The organism is Micromonospora sp. NPDC020750, from assembly GCF_044334565.1.
In the GTDB taxonomy this organism is placed as follows: Bacteria; Actinomycetota; Actinomycetes; order Mycobacteriales; family Micromonosporaceae; genus Micromonospora.
Window position 1 is genome coordinate 828,711 of the sequence record NZ_JBIRTH010000001.1, and the last position, 21,147, is coordinate 849,857.

General features: G+C 73.3%; 16 protein-coding genes. 9 read left to right on the top strand and 7 right to left on the bottom strand.

Features of this window, described 5'->3' with window-relative positions; translation table 11 throughout:
• Nucleotides 1-69: 69 nt before the first annotated feature.
• On the bottom strand, nucleotides 70-1,653 hold the full coding sequence (gene dacB, locus ACH4T9_RS03810; protein WP_396669645.1) for a D-alanyl-D-alanine carboxypeptidase/D-alanyl-D-alanine-endopeptidase: 1,584 nt from the start codon (nucleotides 1,651-1,653) through the stop codon (nucleotides 70-72).
• 394 nt (nucleotides 1,654-2,047) lie between these two features.
• Between dacB and ACH4T9_RS03815 the strand changes: the two genes are divergently transcribed.
• Nucleotides 2,048-2,329 (top strand): HesB/IscA family protein, encoded by a 282-nt coding sequence (locus tag ACH4T9_RS03815; RefSeq protein WP_396669646.1) that lies wholly within the window; start codon nucleotides 2,048-2,050, stop codon nucleotides 2,327-2,329.
• Between the two features lie 57 nt (nucleotides 2,330-2,386).
• Here ACH4T9_RS03815 and ACH4T9_RS03820 read toward each other — a convergent pair whose 3' ends face one another.
• Nucleotides 2,387-3,550 carry a hypothetical protein gene (locus ACH4T9_RS03820; protein WP_396669647.1) on the bottom strand — a complete coding sequence of 388 codons (1,164 nt, stop codon included), beginning with the start codon at nucleotides 3,548-3,550 and terminating at the stop codon, nucleotides 2,387-2,389.
• Nucleotides 3,551-3,636: 86 nt separating this feature from the next.
• Between ACH4T9_RS03820 and ACH4T9_RS03825 the strand changes: the two genes are divergently transcribed.
• The 6 genes from ACH4T9_RS03825 to ACH4T9_RS03850 all read left to right on the top strand — a co-directional run bounded on the left by ACH4T9_RS03825 (nucleotide 3,637) and on the right by ACH4T9_RS03850 (nucleotide 10,412).
• A complete protein-coding gene (locus ACH4T9_RS03825; RefSeq protein WP_396669648.1) occupies nucleotides 3,637-4,530 on the top strand; it encodes a sulfotransferase domain-containing protein in 894 nt (297 codons plus the stop codon).
• Nucleotides 4,531-4,774: 244 nt separating this feature from the next.
• Nucleotides 4,775-5,173 carry a hypothetical protein gene (locus ACH4T9_RS03830; RefSeq protein ID WP_396669649.1) on the top strand — a complete coding sequence of 133 codons (399 nt, stop codon included), beginning with the start codon at nucleotides 4,775-4,777 and terminating at the stop codon, nucleotides 5,171-5,173.
• 298 nt (nucleotides 5,174-5,471) lie between these two features.
• Nucleotides 5,472-5,864 (top strand): cupin domain-containing protein, encoded by a 393-nt coding sequence (locus tag ACH4T9_RS03835; protein ID WP_396669650.1) that lies wholly within the window; start codon nucleotides 5,472-5,474, stop codon nucleotides 5,862-5,864.
• An 80-nt stretch (nucleotides 5,865-5,944) separates the two neighbouring features.
• Entirely contained in the window at nucleotides 5,945-7,729 is a 1,785-nt protein-coding gene (locus ACH4T9_RS03840) for a glycoside hydrolase family 15 protein (protein WP_396669651.1), read from the top strand.
• Between the two features lie 330 nt (nucleotides 7,730-8,059).
• The gene (locus tag ACH4T9_RS03845; protein ID WP_396669652.1) at nucleotides 8,060-9,457 is read left to right on the top strand and encodes a pectate lyase; all 1,398 of its coding nucleotides are present in this window, start codon (nucleotides 8,060-8,062) and stop codon (nucleotides 9,455-9,457) included.
• Between the two features lie 169 nt (nucleotides 9,458-9,626).
• Nucleotides 9,627-10,412 (top strand): aldo/keto reductase, encoded by a 786-nt coding sequence (locus ACH4T9_RS03850; RefSeq protein ID WP_396669653.1) that lies wholly within the window; start codon nucleotides 9,627-9,629, stop codon nucleotides 10,410-10,412.
• 98 nt (nucleotides 10,413-10,510) lie between these two features.
• Here ACH4T9_RS03850 and ACH4T9_RS03855 read toward each other — a convergent pair whose 3' ends face one another.
• Nucleotides 10,511-11,641, bottom strand: coding sequence for a cellulose binding domain-containing protein (locus tag ACH4T9_RS03855; RefSeq protein WP_396669654.1), 1,131 nt, complete (start codon nucleotides 11,639-11,641; stop codon nucleotides 10,511-10,513).
• Nucleotides 11,642-11,947: 306 nt separating this feature from the next.
• On the opposite strand from ACH4T9_RS03855, the gene ACH4T9_RS03860 reads away from it, so the two are divergent.
• Both ACH4T9_RS03860 and ctaD read left to right on the top strand, forming a co-directional pair.
• Complete coding sequence (locus ACH4T9_RS03860; protein WP_396669900.1) at nucleotides 11,948-13,054, top strand: FAD-dependent monooxygenase; 1,107 nt, start codon at nucleotides 11,948-11,950, stop codon at nucleotides 13,052-13,054.
• Nucleotides 13,055-13,194: 140 nt separating this feature from the next.
• On the top strand, nucleotides 13,195-14,952 hold the full coding sequence (gene ctaD, locus ACH4T9_RS03865) for a cytochrome c oxidase subunit I (RefSeq protein WP_396669655.1): 1,758 nt from the start codon (nucleotides 13,195-13,197) through the stop codon (nucleotides 14,950-14,952).
• A 76-nt stretch (nucleotides 14,953-15,028) separates the two neighbouring features.
• On the opposite strand, the gene ACH4T9_RS03870 is transcribed toward ctaD, so the two are convergent.
• From ACH4T9_RS03870 to ACH4T9_RS03885, 4 genes are all read right to left on the bottom strand, one after another.
• Entirely contained in the window at nucleotides 15,029-16,336 is a 1,308-nt protein-coding gene (locus ACH4T9_RS03870) for an MFS transporter (protein WP_396669656.1), read from the bottom strand.
• Nucleotides 16,337-16,376: 40 nt separating this feature from the next.
• On the bottom strand, nucleotides 16,377-16,958 hold the full coding sequence (locus ACH4T9_RS03875; protein ID WP_161687566.1) for an isochorismatase family protein: 582 nt from the start codon (nucleotides 16,956-16,958) through the stop codon (nucleotides 16,377-16,379).
• 77 nt (nucleotides 16,959-17,035) lie between these two features.
• Nucleotides 17,036-18,322 (bottom strand): nicotinate phosphoribosyltransferase, encoded by a 1,287-nt coding sequence (locus tag ACH4T9_RS03880; protein ID WP_396669657.1) that lies wholly within the window; start codon nucleotides 18,320-18,322, stop codon nucleotides 17,036-17,038.
• 16 nt (nucleotides 18,323-18,338) lie between these two features.
• Nucleotides 18,339-21,014: a LuxR C-terminal-related transcriptional regulator gene (locus ACH4T9_RS03885; RefSeq protein ID WP_396669658.1), complete on the bottom strand. Its 2,676-nt coding sequence runs from the start codon at nucleotides 21,012-21,014 to the stop codon at nucleotides 18,339-18,341.
• Nucleotides 21,015-21,147 lie beyond the last annotated feature (133 nt).

Genomic DNA, 21,147 nt, shown 5'->3' on the forward strand with positions numbered 1-21,147 from the left:
GCCCGCCGCCACTCCCCGTGGCCTGCGACCCGGGCCCCTTCCTCCGCACCCGGAAGGGGTCCGGGTCGGTCAACAGGCGATCGGCTTCACCCAGGAACACTCCCTGCCCTCGGGGGTCCGCGGCGTGTCGGGCGCAGCAGGCGGCGCCGCCCGCGCCGCCCCCGGATCCCTGTCGGTGTACGACGCCAGCACGATCGCGATCTGGTCCTCCAGCCCCTTGACCGACGAGGCGAGGTAGTTGTTCAGCACGACGGAGAAGGCCAGCAGATGCCCGTCGGCGTCGGTGACGTAGCCGGAGAGGCCGGACGCGCCGGTCAGGCTGCCGGTCTTGGCGTGCACGTTGTCCGCCGCAGCGGTGCCGCGCATCCGGCTGCGCAGGGTGCCGCCCACGAAACGGTCGGCGTTGCCGGCGACCGGCAGCGCGGCGTACCAGGCGTCGAACCACGGCTCGGCGCGGACCGTGGCGAGCAGGGCGGCGAGCTGGGCCGGCGGGATCATGTTTCGCCGGGACAGCCCGGAGCCGTCCCGCTGGCGCAGCGTCCCGGTGTCCATCCCGGTGTCGGCGACGTACTCGCTGATCGCGGTGAGCCCGGCCGGCCAGGTCCCGGAGCCGGTGAGGACGCGGCCGATCTCCTTGGTCAGCACCTCGGCGTGACCGTTGTTGGACAGCTTGAGGAACGGCACCATCAGTTCGGCCAGGGCCATCGAGTCGTGCCCGGCGATCGGGGTGGCGTCGGCCGGGGTGGCCCGCCCGGGCACCGTCCGGCCGAGCACCCGGACGCCGTGCCGGCGCAGGGCGGCGCGGAACACGTCGGCGGCGTACCCGGTCGGCTCCCAGACGGTCACCCACTCGCTGGCCTGGTCCGCGCCCACGGCGATCTGGCCGGTGACGACGACGGTGTTGCTCCCGTGCGCGCGCTCGAAGGAAAGGGTGGTCTCCCCGGCGGACACGGTCTCGGCGCGGTTGTCGATCCGCAGGTACCCGTTCGGCGGGGTCATGGTGACCGCCGGCTTCCCCCCGGCCGTGGTGGCCGGGGCGGCGTGCACGATCGCGGTGCCCGCGTCGTAGTCCGTGTCCGGCGCGACGGTCAGCGCCGAGACCTGCGCGGCGTAGTAGTAGGGCTCGTCGTCCCAGGTCCAGTCCGAGCCGAGCCGGGTGTCGTCGTAGCGGGTGTCGTCGGCCACCAGGTCCCCGGTCACCACCCGGATGCCGGTTGCGGCGACCTGGGTGGCCAGCTCGTCGTAGTCGGCGGCGAGCATGGTGGGATCGCCGCCGCCGCGTAGGTAGAGATTCCCGGAGACCAGCCCGGCCCGTCGCCGCCCGTCCGCGCTCACCGTGGTGTTGAACCGGTGGCCCGGGCCGAGCAGCGCCAGCGCCGCCGTCGAGGTCAACAGCTTGGTGTTGGAGGCCGGGACCAGCCGACGGTCGCCGTTGCGGTCGTAGAGGGTCTCGCCCGTCGTGGTGTCCACCACGACCACCCCAGCCTGCGCGCCGGCGAGCCGGGAGTCGGCCAGGATCGCGTCGATGGTCGCGGTGAGCCGCGTCCGCGCGGGGGTGGGCGCCTCGGCGGTGGCGGTGGGGGCGCCGGCCGTGGCCGCGACGGCGACCAGCGCCGCCAGCGCGAGCGCCCGGGGGAAGAGACGACGGTGCATGCGCTGATGCTGCCATGCAGTTTTCTGCCCGGAAACCCCATCAGGTGAAGGTTATTGCCAAACCAGGTAGGTCAGGGGTTCGCGCCGTGCCGTCCGAGAAGACCAGCAGCAGGGTGCCGGTGAACCCGGCCGCATACCGCCTCGCGTCGTCCATGAGCCCAGCGTAGGTAGTGTATGGGCAGCTGGGAGCCGGTTTTGGTGTATGGAATCGGTCGAGCATGGTCTATTTGACGGATGCCCCGTCAGGAGGCAACGTAGGCAGGGAGGGGCATGCGACCTGCCCCGTTTCGTACGGCGACGGGCCTTTCGTCGCCCAGCTCCCCCGCGTGCTCGTCCGCGGGCTGAGCCCGGCCTGCGCCGATCCGCGACCGGAAGAACCCACGAGGAGTCCACCATGCTGACCATGACCGACAACGCCGTGCTCGTGATCCGCGACCTCGCCGCCCAGGAGGACGTCTTGCAGGACGGCGGCCTGCGCATCGCCGCCGACGCCGACGCCGGCTCGCTCACCATCGAGCTGGTGCCCGAGCCGGCGCAGGGCGACCAGGTGGTGGACACCGAGGGGGCCCGGATCTTCCTCGACTCCGACGCCGCCGAGCTGCTCAGCGACACCTCGGTCGACGCCAGCGTCGACGACGAGGGGATCGTCCAGTTCGGCTTCACCGACAAGGAGTAGTCGCTCCGGCTTCACCGCGAGGAGGGGCCGCTACCCGCGAGGAGGGGCCGCCGCGACTCAGTCGGCCCGTCCGGTCTCGCCGCCCCGGTGCGGTCGGCCGGGGCGGCCACGCTCCGGGCCGCCGCGCCACCCGCCGGTCCGGCGCTCGCCACCCGACCACGCGCGGTCCTCCCCGCCGGGCCGCGTCCCGGGTCGCCGGTCGTCCGCCGGCCGCGCCCCCTCCGGTCGGCTGAGGTCGAACAGCACCCGGGCCAGGTGGTGCGAGGTGCTCCAGGCCGCCCAGTTCGTCGTCGACCCGGCCCCGGCCATGCCCCGGGACCGGCGCAGGATCTCGTGGTCGCCCCAGGAGAAGCCCGCCCCGCCCGCAGGCCAGTGCGGTGCCGACACCAGCGTCCGGCACAGGTCCGCCACCCGCTCGTCGCCCCGGCCGCCGCGCCGCGACCAGCGGTACACCCACCACGCCCCGTCGGTCGTGTAGCGGACGGTGGGCAGCCGGTCCCCGGCGGCGTCCGCCCCGGGCACCGCGCAGTCGACTCCGTAGTCGCCGTACCCGACGCCGAGGTCGGCCAGCCGCAGCCAGAGCAGCCAGTCCCAGCGGTCCAGGCGTACCGGCTCGTCGGTGGGGAGCCGGGACAACCCCGGCGGCACCCCGCCGGCCGCCACGGTCACCGCCTGCCAGGCGTGCCGCCGCGCCCAGTCCACCAGCCGGCGGACCCGCGGCTCCGCCGACCGGACGTCGGCGGGGCAGCAGACGTCCCCGGCGTCCACGAGGAGTTCGCACTGTTCCGGGGCCAGCCCGGTGAGCCGCCAGATCCGCTCCACCGCGGCCGTCGTCGCGTCCGGGCCCGACCGGTCGAGGCCGGCCCGTAGCCGCACCACCAGCCGGTCGGCGTACGCCCGGGCCGCCAGGCCGTGCGCCGTCAGCCGTGCGTCGCTCTCCGTGAGCCCCGCCACCGGGACCAGCGGTACGCCCCAGCGGACCAGTTCGCCGCCCACCCCGTCGGGCAGCGCGGTCACGTCGACCGCCGGCAGCAGCCCCGGCGGTAGCCGGGTGAGGCTGTCCGGAAGGGACGGGTCCATCGTGGACACGTCGAGCACCGGGGCGAGCAGGGCGGCCGTGACGCCGTCGAGGTGCCGGAGCGCCTCCAGCGTGCTCCGTCGACCGGTGAGGACGGGGCGGTAGACCGGCTCCGCCGCCCGACCCCAGTGCGCGGGCACCATAGTTCAATGTAGCGACACATCGGCGCTCGTCACAGGGCTTCCGGCAAATGCGGGCGCGCGGGCGCGCCGGTCGCTACCATCCTCGGGTGCCCGGCACCCCCATTCGCTACCGCTCGTCCGACGAGGACAGCGCCCGGTGGCACGGTTTCCCCTTTCGCGACGGCGACATCGTCATCAGCACCCGGTCCAAGAACGGCACCACCTGGATGCAGATGATCTGCGCCCTGCTGGTGTTCGGCACACCCGACCTGCCGGCGCCGCTGCCGGAGCTGTCGCCCTGGCTGGACTGGCTGGTCGAGCCCCGCGACGAGGTGTACGCCCGGCTCGCCGCCCAGCCGCACCGCCGGTTCGTCAAGACCCACACCCCGCTCGACGGGATCCCGCTGGACGACCGGGCGCACTACGTCGTGGTGGCCCGGCACCCGCTGGACATGGCGGTCTCCCTCTGGCACCAGAGCGGCAACCTCGACCGGGAGCGGCTGGCGGAGCTGACCGGCCAGCCTGCGCCGCAGGGGCCGCCCGCCCCGCGTACCCCGTTGGTGGAGGCGCTGGGGCGCTGGGTGGACCGGGAGGCCGACCCGCGCGAGGAGATGGACTCCCTCCAGGGGGTGATGTGGCATCTCGGTGATGCCTGGGCCCGCCGGGACCGGCCCAACGTGACTCTGGTGCACTACGACGACCTGGTGGCCGACCTGGACGGGCAGATGCGCGCGCTGGCCGGCCGGTTCGGCATCGAGGTGCCCGCGCCGCGCTGGCCGGAGCTGGTCGAGGCCGCCACCTTCGACCGGATGCGCCAGCGGGCCGACCGGCTCGTCCCCGACCCGGCGGGCGTGCTGAAGGACCGGTCGGCCTTCTTCCGGCGCGGTCGCTCCGGGCAGGGCCGGGAGCTGCTCGACGCGGCGACGCTGGCCCGGTATCGGGCCCGGACCGCCGCCCTCGCCCCGCCGGACCTGCTCGCCTGGCTGCACCGCGACGGCTGACCCTCCGGCCCGCCTGGCTGCACCCGCTGCGGCGATGTATGCGCAGCTCGATGGCGTGATCACATAGCCGAGAGTCCATGATTGGACAGCGCCTGCGCTGGCTCTGGAGGGGCGGCAGCGATTAGCGTTTGCCTCATAAAGGGTATTGATCAGATTGAACCGGCAAGTGGCATCTGATCGGTATTTATCTCCCTTTCACCCCTCTAGCTCGCCGCCCCTCGCAGGCGGCAGTCAAGGAGCCACCATGTCCACAGCCGCCAAGTCCGCCGATCAGCCCGTCGCGAGCGCCAGCGACCGCACCGAGGCCGGCGCGCAACTCGTTCCCGCGACCGTCGCCGGGATGCCACCCACCGCGCAGCTCTTCTGGGCGGTGATCGAGTCCACCGGGGTGCTGGTCCGCGGCTTCGGGGCCGCCTCCGCCACCCGGCTCGGCGTCGGCATCTACCAGGTCGTCTTCGCCCACGACGTGTCCCAGTCGGCGTTCGTCGGGACGATCGGCCTGACCGGCAGCATCGGCAGCTCGCCCAGCGGCGAGATCGCGGTGGTCGGCCGCGCCGGCGTGCCCAACGGGGTCTTCGTCCAGACCTTCACCTCGGCGGGGGTGGCCGCGGACCGGTCTTTCCACCTGACCATCGCGTCCTGACCTCTCGAAATCCGGTCCCCGTCACGTCCGGTGGCGGGGACCGGTCGGGTACCGGGCCCGGACACGGGCGCACGGCGCCGCCGCGACCCGGGGGTCGTAACGTCGCCGCGCTCCGGCCGTCTCCCACCACCGCAGCCGTACGGCGGTACGCCGGCGGGGACCTGGCTCGACCGGCCCGGTTGCGCCGGCTGATGCTCTCGATGCCCGGTCCGGGCGGGCCCAAACCCCGGATCAGTGAGGATTTCCATCATCTGCCGTTCCCGGCGTGACGGGGGCCGCCACCGGGTATGTGCCCGGCATGGAGCATTTCACGATCGCGACCGTCGCAGAGAAGAGCCCAGATTTCCGGCGGGTGCTGTGGACCGGTGAGCACACCCAGCTGGTGATCATGACGATCCCGCCGGGTGGCGAGATCGGCGAGGAGGTCCACGAGGACACCGACCAGATTCTCACCTTCGTCAGCGGCACCGGCGAGGCCCGGGTGGCCGGGGAGAAGAAGGAGGTCGCCCAGGGCGACCTGGTGGTCGTACCGGCCGGGACGAAGCACAACTTCGTCAACACCGGCCCCAACCCGCTGGTCCTCTACACCGTCTACGGCCCGCCCGAGCACGCCGACCAGGCCGTGCACCGGACCAAGGAGGAGGCCGACGCGGCGGAGGAGGCCGGCAAGGACGAGCCGCCGACCTCCTGACCGGCCCGGCCCGGCCCGGCCGGCGAGGGCCCCCGCGCCCTCGCCGGCCTGATCCGGGCGGGCGCGGGTACCCGGCGCGGGTGGACCAGCCGCCGATCTCCGACTACGGGTTCCTCTCCGACTGCCGCTCCGGCGCGCTGGTCGGGCGGGACGGCTCGGTCGACTGGTGGTGCCCGGACCGGTTCGACGGCGCCTCGGTCTTCGGCCGGCTGCTGGACCCACGGGGCGGGCACTGGCGGCTCGCGCCGCTCGCGCCGGCGCGGGTGGAGCGGGCGTACCGGCCGGACACGCTGGTGCTGCGCACGGTCCACCACACGCCTTCCGGCAGCGTCGCGGTCACCGACGCCCTCTCCGCCGAGATCGGCGCGCGCGGCCACGAGGTGGGGATGGACTCCCCGGCCGTGCTGCTGCGGGTGGTCGAGGGGCTCACCGGCCGGGTCCGGATGGGGCTGGACTTCGTTCCGCGCCCCGAGTACGGCCTGCTCACCCCGTACCTGCACGAGCAGGACGACGGCGCCGTGCTGGCCGCCGCCGGGCCGGTCACGCTGGTGCTGCGCGGCACCGGACCGGCCCTGCGTGCCGACCAGGACCGGGTCCGGCAGGAGTTCGAGGTCGCCGCCGGGCAGCGCGTCGGCTTCGACCTGGCGTACGCGCCGGCGTACCGCGACCGGCCGGCCCGGCTGGACCCGGTCGTCGCGCTCGCCGAGACGGTGCGGGCCTGGGAGGGGTTCCGGGAGACGCACCGCTACGACGGCGCGTACGCCCCGCAGGTGCGACACGGCGCGACCGTGCTCACCGGGCTGACGTACGCCCGCAGCGGCGCGGTCGCCGCAGCCCTGACCACGTCGTTGCCGGAGCGGCTCGGCGGCGACCGCAACTACGACTACCGCTTCTCCTGGCTGCGCGACTTCTCGATGACCATGCGCGCCCTCTGGGTGGCCGCCTGCCCGACCGAGGCATCCCGGCTCTTCGCCTGGGCGGCCCGCTCGATCGGCCGGGTCGGCGGGACGCCGGTGCCCGTGCTGTTCGGGCTGGAGGGGGAGCGGGACCTCTCCGAGCACGACTGCACCCACCTGCGGGGGTACGCCGGCAGCCGGCCGGTCCGGATCGGCAACGACGCGTGGCGGCAGCGCCAGCTCGACGTGCCGGGCGAGGTCATCTCGGCGGTCTGGCGGCTGCACGAGCAACTCGGCGAGCCGTTCGCGGAAGAGCTGCGGGAGATGGTGGTGGGGCTCGCCGAGCAGGTCGCCGCGACCTGGCGGCTGCCCGACCGGGGGATGTGGGAGACCCGGGACACCGACCGGCACTACCTGTCGTCCAAGGTGCTCTGCTGGACGGCGCTGGACCGGGCGGTCGTGCTGGCCCCGCAACTCGGCGACCGCGCCGACCCGCGCCGCTGGGCCGCCATCCGGGACGAGATCCGCGCGACCGTGCTCCGCGAGGGCTGGAACGACCGGGTCGGCGCGTACACCGGGGCCTTCGGCTCGACGGAGCTGGACGCCTCGGCCCTCTTCCTGCCGGTGGTGCACTTCCTGGAGGCGTCCGACCCGCGGATGCGCGCCACCATCGCGGTGGTCGAACGCGAGCTGGGCACCGACGACGGGCTGGTGCGGCGCTGGAACACCGACCCGGCCGGCTTCCTGCTCTGCTCGTTCTGGCTGGTGGAGTGCCTGGTGATGGCAGGTGAGCCGGAGCGGGCCCGGCGGCTGTTCGAGCGGATCCTCGGGCACGCCAACGACGTGGGGCTGTTCGCCGAACAGATCGACCCGCGCACGGGGGCCCAGCTGGGCAACTTCCCGCAGGCGCTGTCCCACATCGGGCTGATCAATGCCGCCTGGCGGCTCACCGACCCGGCGGCGGCCTGAGCCCCGGTTGCCGGTCCGGCCGTGCGCCGCGAGGGCGGCGACCGAGGGTCGGCGGTGGCGTCGGCCGGGCCCGTTCCCGCCGTCGCAGGCTGCAACAGGTCTGCAACCGCCAGGCATTGACGATGATGTGTGGCCGGTCATAGCCTCAGGCGTGGGAAAGCCCTTTCCCCGAGGTGGTGAACCCACCTTCCCCCCTGCGCGGTGACGGGCACTCCGCCAGGGCGCACGGTCCTCGGGCGTGGACCAACCGTCCCAAGCGCGCCACGACGCGCGTCGTCGTGGCCGCAACCACTTCCGAGAGCCGCCACCATCCTGCCAAGGAGGACAGAAGTGCAGATCAAACGCGCCAGAAACCGGCACCCGCTGCTGTGGGCGGTGGGGGCAGGGGCGACTGCGGCCACCCTCGCCGCCGGCATGGGCTCCTCCGCCTTCGCGGCCAGTGTCTTCTCCGACAACTTCAACGACGGCGACGCCTCCGGCTGGTCCAAGTCCGGCGGCACCTGGTCGGTGCTCACCGACGGTTCCGGGGTGTTCAACCAGGCCAGCACCAGCAGCGAGCTGGCCCGGCAGTTCGCCGGCCAGACCAACTGGACCGACTACCAGGTGCAGGCCCGGGTGAAGCCCACGGGCTTCGGCTCCTCCACCGGGCTGGTCGGCCTCGCCGCCCGCTCGGCCAGCAGCACCAAGATGTACCGGCTGGCGCTGCTCGGCTCCGGCCGGGCCGAACTCCAGGCGGTCAACGGCAGCCAGATCACCGCGATCGGCTCGGCCCCGCTCGGGGTCAGCGCCGGGAACTGGTACACGCTGCGGATCGAAACCAGCGGCAGCACCATCCGCGGCTTCGTCAACGGCACGCAGATCGCCTCCGGCAGCAACAGCCTGGCCGCGTCCGGCCGGGTCGGCCTGGTCACCGCGTACGCCAGCGGCAGCTTCGACGACGTGACGGTCGACTCGGGCGGCGGCAGCACGCCGACCACCCCGCCGTCGACGACCGCCCCGCCGACCAGCGCCCCGCCCACCAACACGCCGCCGACGACGCCCCCGCCGACCACCCCGCCAGCGAGCTGGCCGACGCCCACCAGCAGCCAGAAGGTCGACGCGACCATCCCGGTCTCCGGCACCCTCGACGGCGGCATGAAGCGCTACTACGGCATCGGCGACGGCGGCCAGTCCGAGAGCCAGGACCCGATGTTCGAGCTGGCAGCCGGGGCCACCCTGAAGAACGTGATCATCGGAGCGCCGGCCGGTGACGGCGTGCACTGCGAGGGCAACTGCACCTTGATCAACGTCTGGTGGGAGGACGTGGGCGAGGACGCGGCCACCTTCCGCGGCGGAACCACGTACACGGTCGACGGCGGCGGCGCGCGGTCCGGCACCGACAAGGTGTTCCAGCACAACGGCGCGGGCACCGTCCACATCAGGAACTTCCGGGTGGAGAACTCCGGCAAGCTCTACCGGGCCTGCGGCAACTGCTCGACCTCGTACCAGCGGCACGTGGTGCTGGACAACATCACCGCCACTTCCACCAAGGTGCTGGCCGGCATCAACACCAACTGGGGCGACACCGCCCGGTTCAGCCGGATCACCATCCTCAACGACCCCAACCACAGCACCAAGATCTGCCAGAAGTGGAAGGGCGTACCGAAGGGCAGCGAGCCGACCGAGATCGGCGAGGGCGCCGACGGCGTGAACTGCTTCTACTCCGAGTCCGACATCACCTGGAGGTAGGGGAGCGGCGGCTCGACCCCGGGGGTGGGTCGAGCCGGCCCGGCCCTGCGGACCGTCCGCGTCCGCAGGGCCTCCCGCACTCGTCCGCCGCGGATTGCCGCTTCCTCGGGGCGCCGGGCCGTGCCCCCGGGCTGGCATGGCCGGCGGGATCGCGGGTAGAACAGCCGCCATGGACAGCCTCGACGAGCCCACCGCCCTGCTCCCCGGCGACGTGCGGATGCCGCTGCTCGGCTTCGGCACCTGGCAGGCCACGGGCCAGGCCGGGTACGACGCCGTGCTCGCCGCCCTCGACGCCGGTTACCGGCACCTCGACACCGCCACCATGTACGGCAACGAGGAGGAGGTGGGCCGGGCGGTCCGGGAGAGCGGGCTGCGTCGGGAGGACATCTTCATCACCACCAAGCTGCCGCCGGAACGGGTGGGACGGGAGCGGGAGACGATCGAGGCCAGCCTCCGCGCGCTGGGCACCGACCACGTCGACCTGTGGCTGATCCACTGGCCGCCGTCCTCGCCGGCCGACAGCATTCCGGTCTGGCGGGAGCTGCTCGCCGCCCGGGACGAGAACCTGACCCGGGCGGTCGGGGTGAGCAACTACGGCACCGCGCAGATCGACGAGCTGATCCAGGCCACCGAGGAGAACCCGGCGGTCAACCAGATCCGGTGGAGCCCGTCGTTGTACGACCGGCAGCGGCACCTGGAGCACCGGGACCGGGGCGTGGTGCTGGAGGGGTACAGCCCGTTCAAGTCCAGCGACCTGTCGGACCCGGTGTTGACCCGGATCGCCGCCGCGCACGACGTGTCGCCGGCCCAGGTGGTGCTGCGCTGGCACATCGACCACGAGATCGTGGTGATCCCGAAGTCGGTCACCCCGGAGCGGATCCGCGCCAACGCCGACATCTGGGGCTTCTCGCTCACCGCCGAGGAGATGCGCGACATCGACGCCCTCGGCCACTGACCGCCCCGGCCCGTCCGCCGGTCGACGGTATCCGGGACCTTGTATTGGGGGCTGAGGCTGGCCGGAGGGGGCGTGACCGGGTCGCGCCCCCTCCGGCGTCAGTTCCGCGTACAGGCCTGCCCGTTGAGGGTGAAGCTGGCCGGCGACGAGTACGCGCCGTTCAGCGTCCCCTGGTAGCCGAAGCTGGCGGTGCCACCCGGCGCGAGCGTGCCGTTGTGGCCGATGTTCCGTGCGGTCACCGCGGACCCGCTCTGGGCCACGGTGGCGTTCCACGAGCCCGTGATCTGCTGCCCGGCCGGCAGGCTGTACGCCAGCGTCCAGCCGTTGATCGTCGACGAGCCGGTGTTGGTGATCTGCACGTCGGCGGTGAAGCCGTTGTTCCACGAGTTCGGCGTGTACTTCACCGCGCAGCCGCCCCCGGCCGGGGGCGTGGTCGGCGGGGGCGTGGTCGGCGGCGGGGTGCCGCCGGTGTTCACCGACTGCGAGAACGAGTTGACCGCCAGCCCCGCGCCGCCCTGCCACGGCTCGAAGCCGGCCTGGATGCTGGTGAGGTACCACGAGTTGGTGATCGCGCCACGGTTGCGCGTGTCGTTGATGAAGTCCAGGACGTCGAAGCTCATGGCGGGGATCGCCGACGGCGCCAGGTACGAGATGACGTTGTTGCCGCCGTTGTTGCCCCGCCAGACCTCCCAGGTGCGTCCGGCGACGGTGGCGCTGCCCACCGGTGAGCCGATCGGCTGGATCGAGCCCTGCCGGTTGAGCCAGATCATGATCTCCATCTGGTTCACCCCGTCCCGCTTCGGCGACGGGTCCAGCCAGATGTCGTACGAGGCGTTGTAGGTCGCGCCGCCGACGTAGTTGTAGCCGATGCTGCTGGGCGCGCTGCTGATCTGGCTCACCTGGACCGGCAGGTTCGTGCCGGGGGAGCAGTTGGTGTAGTGGCAGCCCACGAAGATCGACGGGTACGACACCGGCGCGCCGTTGGTCGGGGCGGAGCCCTGCTGGCTGGTGATGCCGAACCCGCTGCCGGTGACGTTGATGCACTGTTGCGCGCTGGTGCCCCAGCGGTTGTTCTGCACGACGTACTTCCCGCCGATGACCGTCGAGCCGTACTGCTCGCAGATCTGGGTGTCGGCGGAGGCGGTGCCGCCGACGGCGACGGCGACGGCGACGAGCGAGCCGGCGGCGAGCAGGCCGGCGGCGGCGAGGGCGCGGATTGGACGCTTCATGATGCTCCTAGGCTTCGGCGTCGGACGGGTCCGGAGGTGTGGCGGGAGCGCTCCCATGCGCTCCGGACACATTCACATGCCTGAAACCTTCGCGCAACCGGGCCCGGCCCATTTTCGCCCCGGAGCGCATTCATCGGCGTGAATCACGACTGAGTGCTCGCCTGGCCGGCCGGGCCTCCGCGATCGACGCCGCCCCGTCGAGGGGTGACCCGGCCCGGGGCGAACGGCCCTGGCGTGCACCGATCGCACCGAGTAGTGTCTTGCCTCCAACGCGTGCCGAACTCCCCTCCGGAGGCGTACACCACGATGGGTGGCTCCCCCCTGCGCATTCTCGTCGTCGGCGCGGGCATCGCCGGTCTGGCCGTGGCCCGGGCGCTGCGGATGGCGGGTTTCCGGCCCGATGTCACCGAGAAGCTGCCCCCGGCGGAACTCGTCGACACCGGCCTCTACCTGCCCGGCAATGCGGCGCGGGTGCTGCGCCGGCTGGACCTCGACGGCCCGGTGCGCCCGCTCGGGCAGGTCGTCCACCGGCAGTGCTTCCTCGACGCCTCCGGTGCCCCGCTGTGCGAGGTCGACCTGGACGCCCTCTGGGCCGACGTCGGCGAGTGCCGGGCGCTGCCCTGGTCCGAGCTGTACCGGGTGCTGCTCACCGGGGCCGGCGGCGCGGTCCGGCACGGGGCCGAGGTGTGCGGGATCGAGCTGCTGCCCGCCGCCGTCGGCGTCACCTTCGCCGACAACACCGCCGCCGAGTACGACCTCGTGGTCGGCGCGGACGGCCCACGCTCGGCGGTGCGTTCCCTGGCCGGGCTGGGTGGGCCGTCCCGGCCGGCGGGTCAGGTGGTCTACCGGGCCGTGGTCCGCGGCGGCCCCCGGGTCGACGAGTGGACCGCGCTCCTGGGCCAGCGGGCCGGGTTCCTCGTCGTGCCGCTCGGTGCCGGGCGGCTCTACTGCTACGCCGACGAGGCGGGCACGGTGCCACCGGCCGACCCGCCGGCCCGGCTCCGCGAGTTGTTCGGCGGGTACGGGGGCCCGGTGCCGGAGGTTCTGGAGGTGCTGGAACGGGTGCACGTCGGCATCACCGAGGAGGTCGAGCTGGGGCGTTGGTCCCGGGGGCGGGTGCTGCTCGTCGGCGACGCTGCCCACGCCACCGCACCGACCCTGTCCCAGGGGGCGGCCATGGCGCTGGAGGACGCCGTGGTGCTGGCCGATTCGCTGAAGGGTGCCGACACCGTCGAGGCGGCCCTGATGGCGTACGAGAGTCGCCGCCGTCCGCGTACCCGGTGGGTGCGGGACCGGACCCGGGACCGCAACCGCACCCGCGACGTGTCGCCGGCGCTGCGCGACCCGCTGCTGCGCGGGCGCGGCGGGCGGATCTTCGGCGAGCACTACCGGTTGTTGGTCGATCCGCTGTGAGGGCTCGCCCGCGGGGCGGTCATCGTAGCCGCCCACCCCACGCGGCACCCCCACCTGCTGGGGACTATCCTCCCTACGGATGACGGCCCGCAGATAATCACGCGTGCCGAGCGGCACAAACCCAGAACCGGAGGCCACTCGTGACCACCGTCGCACCCAAGCCGGTCGTGACCCGGCCCTGGCCGGTACGAGAGCCGGTCAAGGGGTCGGCATTCTCGCGGCTGCTGCGCACCACGGACGCGAAGCAGATCGGGATCATGTACATGATCACCGCGTTCGTGTTCTTCATGATCGGCGGCCTGATGGCGCTGATCATGCGGGCCGAGCTGGCTCGCCCCGGGCTGCAGTTCCTGTCGCCGGAGCAGTACAACCAGCTGTTCACGATGCACGGCACGATCATGCTGCTGTTCTTCGCGACGCCGGTCGTGTTCGCCTTCGCGAACTACGTGGTGCCGCTCCAGATCGGCGCCCCGGACGTGTCGTTCCCGCGGCTGAACGCCTTCGCCTACTGGCTCTACCTGTTCGGCGGCCTGCTGGCGACCGGCGGCTTCCTCACCCCGGGCGGCGCGGCGGACTTCGGCTGGACGGCGTACACCCCGCTGAGCACGGTCGAGCACTCGCCGGGCGTCGGCGCCAACATGTGGGTCGTCGGCCTGGCCATCTCCGGTCTGGGCACGATCCTCGGCGCGGTGAACCTGATCACCACGATCCTGACCCTGCGCGCGCCCGGAATGACCATGTTCCGGATGCCGATCTTCACCTGGAACATGCTGGTCACCAGCCTGCTGGCGATCCTGATCTTCCCGCTGCTGGCCGCCGCGCTCTTCGCGCTCGCCGCGGACCGGCTGCTCGGCGCGCACGTGTACGACCCGGCCACCGGCGGGCCGATGCTGTGGCAGCACCTCTTCTGGTTCTTCGGGCACCCCGAGGTCTACATCATCGCGTTGCCGTTCTTCGGCATCATCACCGAGGTCATCCCGGTCTTCTCCCGCAAGCCGATCTTCGGCTACAAGGGTCTGGTCGCCGCGACCATCGCCATCGCCGCCCTGTCGATGAGCGTGTGGGCGCACCACATGTTCTCCACCGGCCAGGTTCTGCTGCCGTTCTTCAGCTTCCTGAGCTACCTGATCGCCGTCCCGACCGGTATGAAGTTCTTCAACTGGATCGGCACCATGTGGCGGGGCCAGATCACCTTCGAGACGCCGATGCTCTTCGCCGTCGGCTTCCTGGTGACCTTCCTCTTCGGTGGCCTGACCGGTGTGCTGCTGGCCAGCCCGCCGCTGGACTTCCACGTGCACGACTCGTACTTCGTGGTGGCGCACTTCCACTACGTGCTCTTCGGCACGATCGTGTTCGCCGTCTTCGCCGGGGTCTACTTCTGGTTCCCGAAGATGTTCGGCCGGATGCTCGACGAGCGGCTGGGCAAGATTCACTTCTGGCTGACGATGATCGGCTTCCACACCACCTTCCTGGTGCAGCACTGGCTCGGCGCCGAGGGCATGCCGCGCCGGTACGCCGACTACGCGCCTCAGGACGGCTTCACCACGCTGAACATGATCTCCACGATCGGCGCCTTCATCACCGGCATCTCGACCCTGCCGTTCCTCTGGAACTGCTGGAAGTCGTACAAGACCGGCCCGGTGGTCGAGGTCGACGACCCGTGGGGTCACGGCAACTCGCTGGAGTGGGCGACCAGTTCGCCGCCCCCGCTGCGCAACTTCGACCGGATGCCGCGGATCCGCTCCGAGCGCCCGGCGTTCGACGCGAAGTTCCCGGAGTTGGCCGCCGGGCAGAGTCTGGCCGGCCCGCCCGAGGGCGGCGCGAAGCCGCTGACCAGCGAGTCCAACGGTGGTGCCAGCTACCAGGAGGACACCGCCGGGAACCTCGACCAGCGCTGACCCACACCGCACCGTACGACGGGCGCCGCACCCCCACCGGGGTACGGCGCCCGTCGTCTCTTCCCGTGGTGGGGCGTCACGACCTGCCGTATGTCGCGGCTTCCGGGGCGGGGGTGGGCGCGATGTGCGGGACATGAAGTTGATCAGGCCGGGCCAGCTCGCCGCCGCCCTCGGCGGTCCGGGCCGGGGCGGGGGCGCGGCGGTGGCGCAGCTCGGCGGGGAGCACGGCCGCGGCGATCAGCAGGCCGATCGCGCCGGTCACCACGAACCCCCACCAGGGCGCGGAGGCATCGATCACCGCACCGGACAGCGGGGCGCCCAGCGCGATGCCCACGGTCACCGCGGAGCCGTGCAGGCCCATCGCCTCACCGCGCACGGCGGCCGGGACCAGCCGGCTGACCGCGTCGGCGGTGGCGGCGAGGGTCGGCGCGCAGAGCATGCCGGCCGGGACCAGCGCCAGGCTGAGCAGCCACCAGTGCCCGCCGCCCAGCCCGACCGGGAGGGTGCACAGGCTGATCGCGGCCACCAGCGCCAGCGGGGACACCTGCCGGCTGACCGCGCCGTACGCGAAGCCGCCGACCAGCGAGGCGACCGCCCACGCGGCGAGCACCGCGCCCGTCCAGCCGACCTCGCCGCCGGCCCGCAGCACGGCGACCACCGCGACGTCGGTGCCGCCCAGCACCAGCGTGGCGGCGAGGCTGGCCACCAGCAGGGCGACCAGCCGGGCCGTCAGCCATTCCCGGCGGGGCACCCGGCGGTGCTCGCGGGGCGGCTCGTCGGTGGCGCGGGTGGGCGGGTTCAGCAGCCAGAGGGCGATGCCGGCGGCGACGACGCCGACGCCGACCGCGTAGAGGGTGAACTGGGCGGACACGGCGGTGGACAGCGCCACGGCGAGGGCCGGGCCGACCATGAACGACAGCTCCATCGACATCGAGTCCAGCGCGTACGCCGGGCGACGCCGCTGCGGCGGCACCAGCGCCGCGATCGACTGCCGGATCACCGAGAAGATGGGCAGGGCGAGCAGACCGGCGACGAACGCGGCCGGCAGCAGCACCGGATAGGGCAGCGCCGGCGCGGTGGACCAGAAGATCCCCTCGGCGACGGTGGTCAGGGCGAGCACCGGGCGCAGGCCGTGCCGGTCCACCAGCCGGCCGAGCAGCGGGCCGCCCAGCGCCGCGCCCACGGTGGTGGCCGCCCCGACCAGGCCGGCCGCCCCGTACCCCCGGCCGAGGTCGAACACCACGTGGAAGGTGATGGTCACCCCGGTCGCGGTGAGCGGGACGCGGGCGAGCACCGACACCACCAGCAACGACCGGAGACCGGGCAGGGCGAGCACCTGCCGGTAAGGCTTCATGTTCACGACGGTCGGTACCTCCGGCGACATCCTCGTCCCCGGGTACGACACCCGCCAGCGGTTTACCGCCTCAGGCGGCCCGGATCACCGGCTCGCCGTGCATGGCCACCCCGGCACCCTCCATCGCGCGCAGCGCGACGTCCAGCGTCTCCGGTGCCACGGCGGCGGTCAGGTCGAGCAGCACGGTGGTGGCGAACCCCTCCCGCGCGGCGTCCAGCGCGGTGGCCCGTACGCAGTGGTCGGTGGCGATGCCGACCAGGTCGACGCGGTCCACGCCCCGGGCGCGCAGCCAGTCGGCCAGGCACTCGCCGTCGTCGGCGTGACCCTCGAAGCCGGAGTACGCAGCCGCACGCTCGCCCTTGTGGAAGATCGCCTCGACCGGGCCGGTGGTCAGCTCCGGGTGGAACTCCGACCCGGCCGTGCCGACGACGCAGTGCACCGGCCAGGAGTCGATGTAGTCCGGCGGGTCGCCGAAGTGCGCGCCCGGGTCCACGTGGTAGTCCTTCGTCGCCACCACGTGGTCCCAGCGGTCGGGCTCGGCGGCGAGCAGCCGGGAGATCCCGGCGGCGACGCCCGCCCCGCCCGCCACCGCGAGGGAGCCGCCCTCGCAGAAGTCGTTCTGCACGTCGACGATGATCAGCGCGTTGGCCATGTCAGGGGTGCTCCTTCGCGGTGCGGGTGAGCCGGGAGGCGGTTGAGCGGGGTGGCGGGCGGGGCGGTGGGCGCGGGTCAGCCGGCGGGGACGACGGTCACCGGGATCGCCGGGTCGCCGGCGGAGAGCTTCAGGCCCTCCCACGGGATCGAGATCAGGCACTGCCGCAGGTGCTCCCGCGACTCGTCCAGCGTCGGCAGGTCGACCGGCTCGCCGCCGGCCACGTACGACCGCTGGAGCAGCCGGTCGTGCGACTGCCGGTCCGGCACGCCCTGCGGGACGACGATCTCCTCGGTCGCGGTGCCGGTCGGCTTGTGCCGGCGGACGGCCACCTTCCGGCCGCCGATGGTGGCCTTGTGCTCCGAGCGCTTCACCACCGGCCGCCCCGCCACCTCGACCAGCTTGTAGACCAGGCCGGCGGTGGGCGCCCCGGAGCCGGTGACCACGGCCGTGCCCGCGCCGTACATGTCGACCGGCTCGGCGGCGAGCGTGGCGATGGCGTACTCGTCGAGGTCGCCCGAGACGATGATCTTCGTCTCGGTGGCGCCGAGGGAGTCGAGCAACTCGCGGGACTGCTGGGCGATCACCGTCAGGTCGCCGGAGTCGATCCGGATCGCGCGCAGTTCCGGCCCGGCGACCTCGATCGCGTTGCGGATGCCCTGGCTGATGTCGTACGTGTCGACCAGCAGCGTGGTGTCCTTGCCCAGCGTCGCGACCTGGGAGGCGAACGCCGCCCGCTCGTCGCCGTGCAGCAGGGTGAACGCGTGCGCGGCGGTGCCCGCGGTGGGGATGCCGTACCGTTCGCCGGCGGCCAGGTTCGAGGTGAACCGGAACCCGGCCAGGTACGCGGACCGCGCCGCGGCGACCGCCGCCTCCTCGTGGGCCCGCCGGGAGCCCATCTCGATCAGGGTCCGGCCCCGGGCCGCGGTGACCATCCGGGCGGCCGCCGCGGCCACCGCGCAGTCGTGGTTGAGCACCGACAGCACCAGCGTCTCCAGCACCACGCACTCGGCGAAGCCCCCGGAGACGGTGAGGATGGGGGAGCCGGGGAAGAACAGCTCGCCCTCGGCGTACCCGTCGATGTCGCCGGTGAAGCGGTAACCGGCCAGCCACTCGGCGCCGGCGTCGTCGACCACCCCACCGCGGCGCAGGAAGTCGACCTCGTCGGCCGAGAAGCGGAAGTCGCGGATCATGTCGATCAGCCGGGTGGTGCCGGCGACCACTCCGTACCGGCGCCCGGTGGGCAGCCGGCGGCTGAAGACCTCGAAGACACACGGGCGGTCGGCGGTGCCGTCCCGTAGGGCGGCGCTGACCATGGTCAGCTCGTAGTGGTCGGTCAACAGCGCGGGGCGAAGGGTGCTCACCTGACCAGCCTAGAGTTCACTGCGCAGGCTCGCCCTCCTGGCCCGGGTACGACCGCAGTGCGGAGCGCAGCTCGGCGCGACCGGTCACCCCGAGCTTGCTGTAGACGTGTTGCAGGTGGTTGTCCACGGTCCGGCTGGACAGGAAGAGCCGCTCGGCGATCGCGCGGCTGGTCGCGCCCTGGGCGGCGAGCCGCGCGACCTCCCACTCCCGGTCGCTGAGGGCGGGCTGCCCGAGGCGTAGCGCCAGGGTGTCGACCTGGTCGCACCGGCCGAGGAGCTCGCCGAGGCGCGCGTGGGCGGCCGAGGCCGAGCTGGACCGGCGCCGCCGCAGCCGGCGGGTCGCCGCCGCGGTGGCCTCGGCGGCGTACACCCGCAGGTCCAGCCCGGCGAAGCCGTCGGCCACCGCGAGCAGCTCGTCGGCCGAGTTGCCGGCGGCGGCCCGGGCGCACCGGGCCAGCAGCGACGGCAGCGGGCCGTCGACCTGCTCGGACAGCTCGGCCAGCCGCTGAGCCACCGTCCGCCGGCTGCCGTCGCCGCAGGTCGGCCCGACCAGGGCGGTCGCCTGGCCCAACCGGACCAGGTCGTGCAGGACGAGCACCTCGTGCCCGGCGAACCCGTCGTCGCGGAGCCGGTCAGCCAGGGCTGCGAGGTGCTTGGCGGCGCCGGCCGGGTCGCCGGCGGTGGCGAGCACCGCTCCGCGGGCCTGCTCCAGCCAGGGGTAGAGCACCGCCATCCCCGGGGCGTGGGTGCGGTCCGCCTCGGCCATCGCCTCGACGGCGTGCGCGGCTTCGCCCCGCAGCGCCGCCGCCTGGGCGCGCTCGGCGTGCGCCAGGCCCGCGTACACCCGGCTGGTGGCCAGCACCGCGCACGCGCCGAGGCTCGTCCTCAGCGCCGTGCCGCTCTGGCCGCGCAGCCGCGCCGCGTACGCCTGGAGGATGGCCAGGTAACCGGTGCCGAGCCGGAAGTCGCCCGCGCCGGCGAGGTCGGCGAACTCGTCGGCCACGATCGCGTCGATGCCGGCCAGATCGCCGGCGAGGGCGAGCCGGGTTCCCCGGGCCAGCTCCAGGGCGAGTTGCAGGTACGGCATGTCGCCGCGCCAACGGGCCATCTCGGCCTGCACCTGGTCGATCGCCGCGCCGCTGAGGGTGAGCTGTCCCTGGGCGGCCTGGAGGTGCGCCAGGGTGCACCGGGCGAGCTCGCGGGCGGCCACCCCGGCGGCCGGACGGTCCAGCACCGCCCGGGCCAGCCGCACCGCCGGGCCGGTGTCCAGCCGATGCAGCCGCATGATCGCCTCGAAGGCGTGCACCCGGGCCTGGTCGGCGGCGTCGGGCAGCTCGCCGGCCCGCGCCGCGATCTCGTCCACGGTGGACTCCTCGCTGAGACCCCAGTAGCTGACCATCCCCCGCACGGTGAGCCACCGGCTGCGCCGCCCTGCCCCCGCCGCGTCGTCGGCGACCGCGTCGAGCATCACGATCGCCTCCTCCGGCCGGTCGGCGAACATCAGGAGGGTGGCCAGCAGTTCTGCGGCGTCGAAGCCCCCATCGGCGTCCAGCGCCGCCCGGGCCAGCCGGGTCGCCAGCGGCACGTCGTACCGGGCGAACGCCTGGACGGCCGCGTCCAGCAGCAACGCCGGATCCTGCGCGGTGCCGGAGTCCAGCCGCCACACCGCCACCCGCAGCAGGTCGTCGCGGCGTCGCGTGCCCACCGCCTCCACCAGCTCGGCCAGCCGGGCCTGCAACCGTCGGGTGCGGCTGACCGGGCAGCGCCGCCGCATCACCTCGCCGTAGAGCGGGTGCGCCAGCCGAACGTCGGTGCGGCGGTCGTTGCGTTCCACCGCGATCAGGCCGCGCTCCTCGGCGGTCTCCACGTCGGCCGGCTCCACCGCCTGTCCGAGCAGGTGCAGCCCGAGCGGCTCGCCGAAGGCGACCAGCTCCAGCACCGCCCGGACCCCGGGGGTGAGCTGCCCGATCCGGGTGTCGATCAGCTCGGTGAGGGTGGGCGCCAGCGTCAGCCGGCCGGTCCACCGCCACATCCCGTACGTGCGGGTCAGCTCGCCGGGCGGGGCGGCCATGACCAGCTCGCGCAGGAGCAGCGCGTTGCCGCCGGAGAGCCGCCACAGCCGGTCGGCGGAGCACGGGTCGACCGGGCCCTTGAGGATGGCGGCGAGCAGGTCGGTGGTGTTCGCCAACCCCAGCGGGGCCAGCTCCACGTGGTCGACCAGACCGTCCGTCCACAGTGCCCGGATCGGCAGCGGCAACTGTTCGCCGTCACGCAGCGTTCCGATCACGGTGGCATTCTCCGCGCGGCCGATCAGGTGCACGAGCGCGGCCGACGGCGGGTCGAGCAGGTGCGCGTCGTCGACCGCCAGCACGATGTGCCGCCCGGCGGCCTGCTGCTGCAACTGCTGCACCGCCCAGCGCAGCACGCCCGCCGGTGAGAGCCCCGGCGGCTGTTCGGCCGGGAGCAACTGGACCAGCCCGCCGAACGGCAGCGCCGCCGTGGTGGCGCTGGCCGAGACGGTCCAGACGGCGTACCCGTCGGTGGGGACCCGGGCCAGCGCCTCGCGCAGCAGCCGGCTCTTGCCGACGCCGGCCGACCCGCTGTAGAAGAGCCCACGCCCGTCGGCGCCGGTCGCCGCAGCCAGCAGGCGGTCGAGTTCATCCCTGCGGCCGACGAACTCCCACCGACTCATCGGGGCAGCATATCGACCGCAGCCGGTACGCGTGCGCGCCGTGACGCTCCGAAGTTGAGTAATCTGTCGATCAGCGCTGAGTATTCGCTTTACGGGGTTCATGTTCCCGCCGGCCGTACTCTTCCCGCATCCG